This window comes from Alsobacter sp. SYSU BS001988 (assembly GCF_054796215.1).
Map to the genome: position 1 here is coordinate 15,426 of NZ_JBTAMK010000008.1, position 12,061 is coordinate 27,486.

The 12,061-nt window shown below is 71.8% G+C and carries 12 protein-coding genes; all 12 read left to right on the top strand.

The features are described 5' to 3' along the window. Positions 1-63: 63 nt before the first annotated feature. The 12 genes from ACYVO7_RS15635 to ACYVO7_RS15690 all read left to right on the top strand — a co-directional run bounded on the left by ACYVO7_RS15635 (position 64) and on the right by ACYVO7_RS15690 (position 12,053). On the top strand, positions 64-354 hold the full coding sequence (locus tag ACYVO7_RS15635; protein WP_406855068.1) for a hypothetical protein: 291 nt from the start codon (positions 64-66) through the stop codon (positions 352-354). A gap of 8 nt (positions 355-362) precedes the next feature. Then, positions 363-1,475, top strand: coding sequence for an NAD-dependent epimerase/dehydratase family protein (locus ACYVO7_RS15640; RefSeq protein ID WP_460450739.1), 1,113 nt, complete (start codon positions 363-365; stop codon positions 1,473-1,475). Then, positions 1,475-2,581: an NAD-dependent epimerase/dehydratase family protein gene (locus tag ACYVO7_RS15645; protein ID WP_460450894.1), complete on the top strand. Its 1,107-nt coding sequence runs from the start codon at positions 1,475-1,477 to the stop codon at positions 2,579-2,581. Before ACYVO7_RS15640 ends, ACYVO7_RS15645 begins: the two co-directional genes overlap by 1 nt. 31 nt (positions 2,582-2,612) lie before the next feature. Further along, positions 2,613-3,767 (top strand): glycosyltransferase family 4 protein, encoded by a 1,155-nt coding sequence (locus ACYVO7_RS15650; protein ID WP_460450740.1) that lies wholly within the window; start codon positions 2,613-2,615, stop codon positions 3,765-3,767. Continuing rightward, positions 3,764-4,915 carry a CgeB family protein gene (locus tag ACYVO7_RS15655; RefSeq protein ID WP_460450741.1) on the top strand — a complete coding sequence of 384 codons (1,152 nt, stop codon included), beginning with the start codon at positions 3,764-3,766 and terminating at the stop codon, positions 4,913-4,915. The genes ACYVO7_RS15650 and ACYVO7_RS15655 overlap by 4 nt, the downstream gene beginning before the upstream one ends. Further along, positions 4,912-6,006, top strand: coding sequence for a CgeB family protein (locus ACYVO7_RS15660; protein ID WP_460450742.1), 1,095 nt, complete (start codon positions 4,912-4,914; stop codon positions 6,004-6,006). The genes ACYVO7_RS15655 and ACYVO7_RS15660 overlap by 4 nt, the downstream gene beginning before the upstream one ends. Then, positions 6,003-7,130 carry a CgeB family protein gene (locus ACYVO7_RS15665; protein WP_460450743.1) on the top strand — a complete coding sequence of 376 codons (1,128 nt, stop codon included), beginning with the start codon at positions 6,003-6,005 and terminating at the stop codon, positions 7,128-7,130. The genes ACYVO7_RS15660 and ACYVO7_RS15665 overlap by 4 nt, the downstream gene beginning before the upstream one ends. A 150-nt stretch (positions 7,131-7,280) precedes the next feature. Beyond that, positions 7,281-8,315, top strand: a complete 1,035-nt coding sequence (locus tag ACYVO7_RS15670) for a UDP-glucuronic acid decarboxylase family protein (RefSeq protein WP_460450744.1) — start codon at positions 7,281-7,283, stop codon at positions 8,313-8,315. 94 nt (positions 8,316-8,409) lie between these two features. Beyond that, positions 8,410-9,492 (top strand): inositol-3-phosphate synthase, encoded by a 1,083-nt coding sequence (locus ACYVO7_RS15675; protein ID WP_460450745.1) that lies wholly within the window; start codon positions 8,410-8,412, stop codon positions 9,490-9,492. Between the two features lie 34 nt (positions 9,493-9,526). Further along, on the top strand, positions 9,527-10,126 hold the full coding sequence (locus tag ACYVO7_RS15680) for a histidine phosphatase family protein (protein ID WP_460450746.1): 600 nt from the start codon (positions 9,527-9,529) through the stop codon (positions 10,124-10,126). Continuing rightward, positions 10,123-11,220, top strand: a complete 1,098-nt coding sequence (locus ACYVO7_RS15685) for a CgeB family protein (RefSeq protein ID WP_460450747.1) — start codon at positions 10,123-10,125, stop codon at positions 11,218-11,220. The genes ACYVO7_RS15680 and ACYVO7_RS15685 overlap by 4 nt, the downstream gene beginning before the upstream one ends. 11 nt (positions 11,221-11,231) lie before the next feature. Next, positions 11,232-12,053 (top strand): nucleotidyltransferase family protein, encoded by an 822-nt coding sequence (locus tag ACYVO7_RS15690; RefSeq protein ID WP_460450748.1) that lies wholly within the window; start codon positions 11,232-11,234, stop codon positions 12,051-12,053. Positions 12,054-12,061: the final 8 nt, after the last annotated feature.

Consider the following 12,061-nt stretch of genomic DNA (forward strand, 5'->3'; position numbering starts at 1 on the left):
AAGGAACCAATTCAGCAAAGGCCGCGTTTGGCCCGCAGAACAGGTAAAATCGGGAGCGTCGGCATGAGCGAAGCCAAGGTCACGACGGATCACGACGAGATCCGCAAATGGGCCGAGGAACGCGGCGGGCGTCCCTCCCGGGTGAAGGACTCGGGCGGCAAGGGCGGCCCCGGCATCCTGCGTCTCGACTTCGCCGAAAAGGACGAATCCCTGGAGGAGATCTCCTGGGAGGAGTTCTTCAAGGCGTTCGACGAAAACGAACTCGCGTTCCTTCATCAGGACGAGGCGGGCGGCAAGGGGCACAAGCCCAGCCGCTTCAACAAGTTCATCCATCGCAACAGCGACAAGAACTGAGGCCGCCCGTGTCGGATGCGATCCTGATCACCGGCGGGGCCGGTTTCATCGGCCGCCACGTCGCCCGGGCCTGCGTGCAGCGCGGCTACCGCGTGCGGGTCCTGGACAGCCTCATCGAGCAGGTGCACCAGGGCAAGACGCCCGACCACCTCGACCGCGAGATCGAGATGGTGGTCGGCGACGTCCGCGACGAGGCGGCGATCAGCCGGGCGCTGCTGGGCGTGGACGCCGTGATCCACCTGGCGGCCGAGGTCGGCGTCGGCCAGAGCATGTATGCGGTCGACCGCTATGTGGGCGTGAACGACCTCGGCACCGCCGTGCTGTTCCAGAAGCTGATCGACCGGCAGGTGCGGCGCGTCGTCGTCGCCTCGTCGATGAGCATCTATGGCGAGGGCCTCTACCGCGACGCGGACGGCCGCGCCGTGGAGGACGCCGAGCGCAAGCCGCGCGCCTCCGACGCGCAGGGCTGGGATCCGCTGGACGCGCAGGGCCGCGCGCTGACGCCGCTGCCGACGCCCGAGTGGAAGCGCCCGACGCTCGCCTCGGTCTACGCCCTGACGAAATACGTGCAGGAGCGGCTGACGCTGACGGTCGCTCCGGCCTACGGGATGGAAGGCGTCGCGCTGCGGCTCTTCAACGTCTACGGGCCCGGGCAGGCGCTCTCCAACCCCTATACGGGCGTGCTGGCGATCTTCGCGTCGCGCATCCTCAACGGGCAGCGCCCGATGGTGTTCGAGGACGGCCAGCAGCGCCGCGACTTCGTCCATGTCGAGGACGTCGCCCGGGCGTTCCTGCTGGCGCTCGAACATCCACAGGCGGCCGGGCAGGTCTACAATGTCGGCAGCGGGGCGGACCGCTCGATCCTGCAGATCGGCGAGATGCTGGCGCAGGCGATGGGCCGGCCGGAGCTGACGCCCGAGACGGTCGGCAAGGCCCGCATCGGCGACATCCGGCACTGCTTCTGCGACATCTCCAAGGCGCGCGACGAACTCGTCTTCACGGCCCGCAAGGACTTCTCCGAAGGCCTGGCCGAGCTGGCCGAGTGGGTGGCGCAGCAGAAGGCCGACGACCGGGTCAACGAAGCCCGGCAGGAGCTGGAGCGCCGGGGGCTGGTCGCATGATGGGCGGCCCTCCTGACGGTCCGGGCGGACCCGTCCTGATCACGGGCGGGGCGGGCTTCATCGGCTCGAACCTGGCCGACCGCATCGCCGGCGAAGGCCGCGACGTCATCGTCTACGACGCCCTGTCCCGGCCGGGGGTGGAGCGCAACCTGGCCTGGCTGCAGGAGCGGCACGGCGGCCGCATCCGGTCCGTGAAGGCCGACATCCGCGACGCCGGCGCCCTGGCGTCCGCCGCGCAGGAGGCGGCGGCGGTGTTCCATTTCGCCGCCCAGGTGGCGGTCACCACCAGCCTGACCGATCCCCGGGACGACTTCGCCATCAATCTGCAGGGCACGCTGAACGTCCTGGAGGCGCTGCGCGCGACCGGCCGGCGCACGCCCGTCGTATTCGCCTCGACCAACAAGGTCTATGGCGACCTCGCCGACGTGCCGCTGGCGCTGGAGGGCGACGCCTACGCGCCGACCGATCCCGCCCTGCGCGCCCGCGGCGTCTCGGAGGAGCGGCCGCTCGACTTCCACACGCCCTATGGCTGCTCCAAGGGCGCGGCGGACCAGTATGTGCTGGACTATGCGCGCAGCTACGGCCTGCCCACGGCGGTGCTGCGCATGAGCTGCATCTACGGCCAGCGCCAGATGGGCACCGAGGACCAGGGCTGGGTCGCGCATTTCCTGATCCGGGCGCTCGCGGGCGAGCCGATCAGCATCTATGGCGACGGCCGGCAGGTCCGCGACGTGCTCGACGTCAAGGACGCGGTGGACGCCTACATGGCCTGCTGGCGCCGCATCGACGCGGTGTCCGGGCAGGCCTTCAATCTCGGCGGCGGGCCCGACAACGCCATCAGCCTGCGCCAGCTCATCGCCCATATCGAGGATCTGGTCGGCCGCAAGGTCGAGACCCGCTACTCCGACTGGCGCGCCGGCGACCAGCGCTACTACGTGTCCGACCCGAGCCGGGCGCGCTCCGCGCTGGGCCTCGGCGAACCCGCGCCCTGGCGCGACGGCGTCGCCAGGCTGGCGGCCTGGCTGGAGGGCGAACGCTCGTCCAGGGCCGGGCGCGCGGCCCCGGCGCCGCAGAACGTCGACTCCCGGCTGGAGGCGGCGTCGTGAGCGGGCCGATGAAGCAGAGGCGGGCGAACGGGTGAACGCGTCCCGCCGTCGCATCCTGGTCACGGCCGACGCTGTCGGCGGCGTGTGGACCTACGCTCTCGATCTTGCGCGGGGCCTCGCCGACAGGGATGTCGAGGTGGTGCTGGCCGTTCTCGGCCCGGCGCCCGATCCGCTGCAGCGCGCCGCCGCGGCCGCCGTCCCGGGCCTCGAACTGGTCGAGACCGGTGCGCCGCTGGACTGGACGGCCGACACCGAGGCCGAGCTCGACGACGCGTCCCTTGCCCTCGCCCGGCTGGCGCGGGACGCCGGCGTCGACAGCGTCCACGCGCACGCTCCCGCCCTGGCGGCGGGCGCGGCGTTCGACCGCCCGGTCGCGGCGGTGAACCATTCCTGCCTGGCGACATGGTGGCGGGCGGTCCGCGGCGACGCGCCCATTCCGCACGACTTCGCCTGGCGCATCGCCAGGACGGCGCGCGGGCTGGAGCGGGCCGACGCCGTCCTGGCGCCGAGCCGCGCCTTCGCGGCCGCCACCGCCGAGGCCTATGGGCTCGACCGCCCGGGCGGCCGGGGCGCGCCGATCGCGGTGCATAACGGGCGCGCCGCGCCGGAGCGCCCGGGCGGCCGCTCCGACGACGGCCCGCTCGAACAGGCCGTGTTCACCGCCGGCCGCCTCTGGGACGACGCCAAGGGGGCTGCGGTCCTCGACGAAGCGGCGGGACGGCTGCCGTTCGCGGTGCGGGCGGCCGGGCCGCTGATCGGCCCGCATGGGGCGCAGGCCCGGCTCAGCGACATGGTCGCGCTGGGCGGACTGTCCGGCGCCGAGATGGCGGAGCGCTATGCGCGGCGCCCGGTGTTCTGCTCGGCGGCCCTCTACGAGCCGTTCGGCCTCGCCGTGCTGGAGGCCGCCCAGGCCGGATGCGCGCTGGCGCTCTCCGACATCCCGACCTTCCGCGAATTGTGGGACGGCGCCGCGGTCTTCACGCCGCCCGGCGACCCCGCCGCGCTGGCGCGGACGCTCGCCGACCTCGCGCCCGATCGGGACCGCCGCCTCGCGCTCGGCCGTGCGGCCCAGGAGCGCGCCGGCCGCTACACCCTCGCCCGCATGGTCGAGGGCGTGCTCGACGTCCATCGCGGCCTTTGGGGCGAAGGCGCGCGCGGCCTCGCGTCCGGGGAGCGCGCCGCATGAGGGTCGTCTATTTCACCCACTCGCTGGCCTCGTGCTGGAACCACGGCAACGCGCATTTTCTGCGCGGCGTGCTGCGCGAGCTGATCCACGCCGGCCACGAAGTGCGGGTATGGGAGCCGGCGGGGTCCTGGAGCCTGGAGAACCTGCTGCGCGACCACGGCGAGGCTGGCCTCGACGCCTACCGGCGCGCCTACCCGGAGCTGGCCTCCGAGACCTACCGCCCCGACTTCGACGTCGCGGCCGCCGTCGACGGCGCCGAGCTCGTGGTCGCGCACGAGTGGAACGAGCCCTGGCTCGTCGCCGCGCTGGGGCGCGAGCGGCGCAACGGCGCCCGGTTCCGGCTCCTGTTCCACGACACCCATCACCGCACCGTCAGCGACCCGGACGCCATCACGGCCTTCGACCTCGACGGCTATGACGGCGTGCTCGCCTTCGGCGAGACGCTGGCCGAGGTCTATCGCGGCTGGGGCTGGGGCGGGCGCGTCCATGTCTGGCACGAAGCCGCCGACGTCCGGCTGTTCCACCCGCCGGCCGTCGAAGGCGAGCGCGAGGGCCTCGTCTGGATCGGCAACTGGGGCGACGGCGAGCGCACCGAGGAGCTGGAGCGCTTCCTGTTCGGGCCGGCGCAGCGGGCCGGCCTGGGCCTCGACGTCCATGGCGTGCGCTATCCGGACGAGGCGCTGGCGATGCTGCGGCGCTACGGCGCGCGCTATCGCGGGTGGCTGCCCAACGCCGCCGCGCCGGAGGTCTTCGCCCGCCATCTGGCGACCGTCCACGTGCCGCGCCGCTTCTATGTCGACATGCTGCCCGGCATCCCGACGATCCGCGTGTTCGAGGCGCTGGCGTGCGGAATCCCGCTCGTGTCCGCCCCCTGGGACGACAGCGAAGGCCTGTTCACGCCCGGCGAAGACTTCCTGGTGGCGCGCGACGGCGACGCGATGGAGCGCCGCCTGCGCGACCTGTCGGCCGACGCGGACCTGCGCCGCGGGCTGGCCGAGCGCGGCCTCGCCGCCATCCTGGCCCGGCACACCTGCGCGCACCGGATGCGCGAGCTGCTCGGCTTCGCGGCCGAACTCGGCGCCCCTGGCGCGTCGAAAGCGGCCCACCCCCATCAAGACGCCTCCGCGTCCCTGGAGACGATGTCATGAAGATCGCGTTCTACGGCTCCAGCCTGCTGTCGTCGTACTGGAACGGCGCGGCGACCTACTACCGGGGCATGCTCTTCGACCTCGCCCAGCGCGGCTACCGGATCACCTTCTACGAGCCTGACGCCTATGACCGGCAGAAGCACCGGGACATCGAGCCGCCCGAATGGGCGGAGGTGAAGGTCTACCCGGCGACCGAGGAGGCCATGCGGGGCGTCGTCGCCGAGGCGGCGAGCGCGGACGTGGTCGTCAAGGCCAGCGGCGTCGGGGTCTTCGACGACGAGCTCCTGGAGGGCGTGGTCGCGGCCTCCCGGCCGGACGCCATCCGGATCTTCTGGGACGTCGACGCGCCCGCCACCCTGGCGGAGATGCGCGGCTACGAGCGTCATCCGCTGCGGCGCGTGCTGCCCTCGCTCGACCTCGTCTTCACCTATGGGGGCGGGCCGCCCGTGGTGCGGGCCTATGAGGGCTTCGGCGCCCGGCGCTGCGTGCCGATCTACAATGCGCTCGATCCCGCGACCCACCATCCGGTGGCCCCCGAGCCGCGCTTCGCCGGCGACCTCGGCTTCCTGGGCAACCGCCTGCCGGACCGCGAGCGGCGGGTCGAGCAGTTCTTCCTGGAGCCGGCCGCGAAATTGGCCGCCAAGTCGTTCCTGATCGGCGGGGCCGGCTGGGAGGACAAGCCCATGTCGGCCAATGTGCGGCGCATCGGCCACGTCTATACGCGCGAGCACAACGCCTTCAACCGCACGCCGCTCGCCGTGCTCAACATCGCCCGCGACAGCATGGCGGAGATCGGCTTCTCGCCGGCGACGCGCGTCTTCGAGGCGGCAGGGGCCGGCGCCTGCCTGATCACCGACGCCTGGGAGGGCATCGAGCTCTTCCTCAAGCCGGACGAGGAGGTGCTGGTCGCGCGCGACGGGCAGGACGTGATCCAGCACCTGGACGGGCTGACCCGCGAACGCGCCGAGGCCATCGGCCGGCGCGCCTGCGACCGCATCCTGGCGGAGCACACCTACGCCAAGCGCGGAGCCCAGGTCGACGCGATCCTGAAGGAAGAGGCGGCCCGGACCCGGGGCCGGAGCGCCGCATGATCGCGTCTCCCGCATCCCGACCCCTCACGGTCGTCGTGCTCGGCCTCAGCCTCTCGTCCAGCTGGGGAAACGGGCATGCGACGACCTACAGGGCGCTGCTGCGCGCCTTCGCGGAACGCGGGCACGACATCCTCTTCCTGGAGCGCGACCAGCCCTGGTATGCGCGGCACCGGGACATGCCGGAGCCGGATTTCTGCCGCTTCGCGCTCTATCCGGACCTGGCCGCCCTGGAAGGCTGGGCGCCCGAGATCGCCCGCGCGGACGCCGTCATCGTCGGCTCCTATGTGCCGGACGGGGTCGCGGCGGGGCGCTTCGCGCAGCGCACGGCCCGGGGCGTGACGGCCTTCTACGACATCGACACGCCGGTCACGCTGGCGCGGCTGGAGCGCGGCGACCAGGAATATCTCTCCCCGGAGCTGATCCCGGGCTACGACGTCTACCTGTCCTTCACGGGCGGACCCACGCTGCGGACCCTGGAGCGGCGCTGGGGCTCGCCCGCCGCCCGGGCGCTCTACTGCTCGGTCGACACCGACGCGTATCGACCGACGGACGCGCCCAAGACCTATGACCTCTCCTATCTGGGCACCTACAGCCCGGACCGGCAGCCGGTGCTGGACAGGCTGCTGATCGAGCCGGCCCGGCAGGCCCCGCATCTGCGCTTCGTGGTGGCGGGCCCGCAATATCCGGCCGACATCGACTGGCCGGCGAATGTCGACCGGGTCGAGCATGTGCCGCCGGACGCGCATCCCGCCTTCTACGGCTCCAGCCGGTACACGCTGAACGTCACGCGCGCCGACATGGTGCGGGCGGGATACAGCCCGAGCGTGCGCCTGTTCGAGGCCGCCGCCTGCGGAACGCCCATCATTTCGGATGTCTGGGACGGGCTGGACACGCTGTTCACGCCTGGCGAGGAGATCGCGCTGGCCGATGACGCCGACGACGTCCTGCATGTCCTGACGCGCTGGAACGAGACGCGCCGGCGCAGCGTCGCCGAGCAGGCGCTGTCGCGCGTGCTGCGCGGACACAGCGCCCGCCACAGGGCGCAGGAGCTCGAGACCCACCTCCTCGACGCGATCGTGGCGGCGCGCCAGCCGGTGCGACGATCCGCGACGCTGCCCGCCTGACCGCCTCCCACCCGTCGACTCCGTCCCGATTCGATCCGTCTTGAGGGGATTCCGAGCCCAAGCCACCAAATATCGGAATTCCCTGACGAAAAGTTTGAACCAACTACAAACGTTCCGCGTTGGCTGGCAACACAGCGAGAGGTTCCGACCATGAAAAACGGAAGACGACAGCTGGTCCTCGTCGCCGGTGGTGCAGGTTTCGTCGGATCGCATCTTTGCGACTCCCTGCTAGCCGACGGCGCACACGTGATCTGCATCGACAATCTCAAGACAGGACGTAAGCTCAACCTTCGCCATCTGGAGCGCGAGCCGCTCTTCGACCTGATCGAAGCCGACATCATCGATCCCGTTCCGGCGCGCGTCCTGCGGCAGTCCAAGGGCCAGATCGACTTCGTCTACAACCTCGCCTGCCCGGCCTCGCCGCCCCACTACCAGGCGGATCCCGAGCACACGATGATGACCAGCGTGCTCGGCAGCCGCAATCTCCTGCGGCTGTGCGAGGACACGGGCGCGCGCTTCCTGCTGGCCTCGACCAGCGAGGTCTATGGCGACCCCGAGGTCCATCCCCAGCGCGAGAGCTACTGGGGCAACGTGAACTCGATCGGGCCGCGCGCCTGCTACGACGAAGGAAAGCGGGCCGCCGAGGCCCTCACCTTCGACTTCGAGCGTGCCGGCCGCGCCTCGGTGCGGGTCGCCAGGATCTTCAACACCTATGGTCCCCGGATGGCCCCGGACGACGGACGCGTGGTCTCCAACGTGGTGACGCAGGCGATCGCCGGCGAGGACATCACGGTCTATGGCGACGGCTCCCAGACGCGGTCCTTCTGCTATGTCGACGACCTGGTGACGGGCCTGACGGCGCTGATGCGCCATGACGGGCCGCTGAAGGGCCCGGTCAATCTCGGCAATCCCAACGAGCTCAGGGTCAGCGACCTGGTCGAGCTGGTCCTGGCCATGACGGGGTCGTCGTCGGCGGTGGTTCGCCGGCCCCTGCCGGTCGACGATCCGCGCCGCCGCCGGCCCGACATCACGATCGCGCGCGAGCTCCTCGGCTGGGCGCCCGTCACCTCCCTGGAGAAGGGGCTGGAATCGACCATCGCGTGGTTCTCCGACGAGCACGACAGGGGCCAGGCCCGCCCGGCGAACCGCGCCGCCTTCGCGCTCGCCGAGGACGCGCGGGTCTGACGCGCCCGGGTCCGACCCGGGCGATCCGGGACGGCCGCGCCCGGCCAACGGCGTCCGCCCTCCGGCGGCGCCCGCACAGAAAGGAAGCAGCGTCATGAGCCGCAACACACTCCGCGTCGGCATCGTGGGCGTGGGCAACTGCGCGTCTTCGTTCGTGCAGGGCCTGACCTACTACCGGGACGCCGTCGCCAACGAGCCCGTGCCGGGCCTCATGAACGTCGAGCTCGGCGGGTACCGGGTGGGGGACATCGAGATCGCGTCCGCCTTCGACGTGAACGCCGCCAAGGTCGGCCGCGACGTCAGCGAGGCGATCTTCGTCCAGCCCAACAACACAGAGCGCTTCGCCAGGCCCGAGCCCACCGGGGTCCAGGTGAACCGCGGGCCCACGCTCGACGGCATCGGCCGCTACATGCGCGACGAGATCGCCGAGTCCGACGCGCCGGTGAGCGACGTGACCGACATCCTGCGCCGGTCCAGGACGGACGTGCTGGTCTCCTACCTGCCGGTCGGGTCGCAGCAGGCGACCGAGTTCTACGCCGAGCGGGCGCTGGAGGCGGGCTGCGCCTTCGTCAACTGCATCCCGGTGTTCATCGCCTCCAACAAGGACTGGGCGAGGCGCTTCGAGGAGCGCGGCCTGCCCATCGTGGGCGACGACATCAAGAGCCAGGTCGGCGCCACGATCGTGCACCGGGTGCTGACCAACCTGTTCAAGGAGCGCGGCGTGCGGCTGGACCGCACCTACCAGCTGAATTTCGGCGGCAACGCCGACTTCCAGAACATGCTGGAGCGCGAGAGGCTGGAATCGAAGAAGATCTCCAAGACGCAATCGGTGGCGAGCCAGCTCGACGCGCCTCTGGCGCCCGGCGACATCCATGTCGGACCGAGCGACCACGTGCCGTGGCTGACCGACCGCAAGTGGTGCTACATCCGCATGGAGGGCACCACCTTCGGCGGCGTGCCGCTCAACTGCGAGCTGAAGCTCGAGGTCTGGGATTCGCCCAATTCGGCCGGGATCGTCATCGACGCGGTGCGCTGCGCCAAGCTGGCGCTCGACCGGGGCGTAGGCGGCGCGCTGACCGGACCCTCCAGCTATTTCATGAAATCGCCGCCGCAGCAGTTCACCGACTCCGAGGCGCGCGAGCGGACGATCCGCTTCGTCGCCGGCGAGGCGTCATGATGACGGCGTTTCGCGTCCCCGAAGGGGCCCGGCCGTGACCACCACGCTGTTCCTCGTCCGCCATGGCGCGCATGACCAGGTGAACCGGGTGTTGAGCGCCCGCACGCCGGGCGTGCGCCTCTCGGCCGAAGGGCGGCGCCAGGCCGAATGGGCGGCCGAGCGGCTGTCCGGCGAGAGCGTCGCGGCGATCCACGCCAGCCCGCTGGAGCGGGCGCAAGAGACGGCGGAGCCGATCGCCCGGCGCCTGGGCCTGCCGGTGACGACCGACGACGACCTCCAGGAGCTCGACGCCGGCGAGTGGACCGGCCGCAGCTTCGAGGACCTCGCCTCCGATCCCGCCTGGACCCGCTGGAACCAGAACCGCAGCCTGGCCTGCGCCCCCGGCGGCGAGAGCGCCGTCGAGGTCCAGGCCCGCGTGGCGCGCTGCGCCCTGTCGCTCGTCGCCCGGCATCCGGGCGCCGGCGTCGCGCTCGTGGCCCATGCCGAGCCGCTGCGCGCGCTGGTGCTGTTCGGGCTCGGCCTCGGGCTCGACGCCTGGAGCCGCATCGAGATCGCGCCGGGGTCCGTGACCACGCTTGTGATGGGCGAATGGGGCTGCCGCCTGCACCGCCTCAACGAGGAGCCGCGCGCATGAAGATCGTGATCTTCGGCCTGACGGTGTCGTCGTCCTGGGGCAACGGCCACGCCACGCTCTGGCGCGGGCTGATCCGGGCGCTCGCCGCGCAGGGCCATCGGGTCGTCTTCTTCGAGCACGACACGCCCTATTACGCCGACAACCGCGACCTCTACTCGCTGCCCAACGGCGAGCTCGTGCTCTACGCCGACTGGCCGGAGGCGGCCGCCCGCGCCCGCCGCGAGCTGGCCGACGCCGACGTCGCCATGGCGACGAGCTTCTGCCCGCATGGGGTCGAGGCCACCGCCCTGATGCTCGACGCGCCGCGGCCGCTGTCTGTCTTCTACGACCTCGACACGCCGGTGACGCTCAGCCTCATCGAGGGCGGCGCCGACGTGAAGGCCATCGGGCCGCGCGGGCTGCGGGATTTCGACCTCGTGCTGAGCTACACCGGCGGCGAGGCGCTCGCCGCGCTGCGGTCCCGGCTCGGGGCGCGCCGGGTGGCGCCGCTCTACGGCCATGTGGACCCGCAGGCGCACCGTCCCGACGCGCCGCTGGACCGCTTCGCCGCCGACCTCTCCTATCTGGGCACCTATGCGCAGGACCGGCAGGCGGCGCTCGAGGCGCTTTTCGTCGAGCCGGCCCGCCGGCGCCCCGGCCAGCGGTTCCTCATCGCCGGCGCGCAATATCCGCCGGACTTTCCCTGGACGGACAACATCTACTTCGTCCGCCACCTGCCGCCGGCCGAGCACCCGGCCTTCTACGCCTCGTCGCGGCTGACCCTGAACGTGACCCGCCGGGCCATGGCCGAGATGGGCTGGTGCCCGTCGGGGCGGCTGTTCGAGGCGGCGGCCTGCGGGGCCGCGCTCCTGTCGGATTCCTGGGAGGGGCTGGACAGCTTTTTCGAGCCCGGCCGCGAGATCCTGATCGCGCGCTCGACCGAGGACGCGCTCGCCGCCATCGACCGCCCGTCCGGGGAGATCGCCGCCATCGGCCGGCGGGCGCGCGAGCGCGTCCTGGCCGAGCACACCTCCGCCCATCGCGCCCGGGATCTCCTGGCGGCGCTCGAAGACGCCCGGTCGGCGAACCGACCGGCCATGGCCGAGACGGCCTGAAGGAGGCGAACATGTGGGGTATCGTTCCAGCCGCGGGCCGCGGCAGCCGCATCCAGCCGCTGGCCTTCTCGAAGGAGCTGCTGCCCGTGGGCAGCCGTCTCGACGGCGAGACCGAGCGGCCCTGCGCGGTCAGCGAATATCTGGTCGAGCGCATGCTGCGCGGCGGCGCGGACAAGATCTGCTTCGTGATCTCGCCCGGCAAGTCGGACATCATGGAGTATTACGGCGGCGGCTACGGCTCGGCGACCATCGCCTATGTGGTCCAGCCGCGCCCGAGCGGGCTGTGCGACGCCATCTTCCGGGCGACGCCGCTGGTGCCGGCGGACGAGCACGTCATCGTCGGCCTGCCCGACACCGTGTGGTTCCCGGCCGACGCGCTGGCCGAGCTGCCCGAGGACGTGCTGTCCTTCCTGCTGTTCCCGGTGGACCGGCCCGAATTCTTCGACGCGGTGGTGATGGATCGCGACGGCGCGGTGCTGGAGATCCAGGTCAAGCAGAAGGACGCGGCGTCGCAGTGGATCTGGGGCGCGTTCAAGATGCCCGGCCATGTGCTGGCCGAACTGCGCGACCTCTGGCAGGCCCGCAACGGGCGCGACGAGTATATCGGCACGCTCGTGAACGCCTGGCTGGCGCTGGGCGGCAAGGCCGTGGGCGTGAAGGCGGGCGACCGCTATGTCGATGTCGGCACCCTGAACGGCTACCGCGCCGCCATCGGCATGCTGGGCGAGGCCACCCTCGACCAGCGGCCCGCGTCCGGGCTCCGCGTCGAGCTGGGGCGGCCCGACGGGCGGCCCTTCGAACCCCTCACCCCCAACAGGAGGGCGCTGCCGTGAACTCCCCC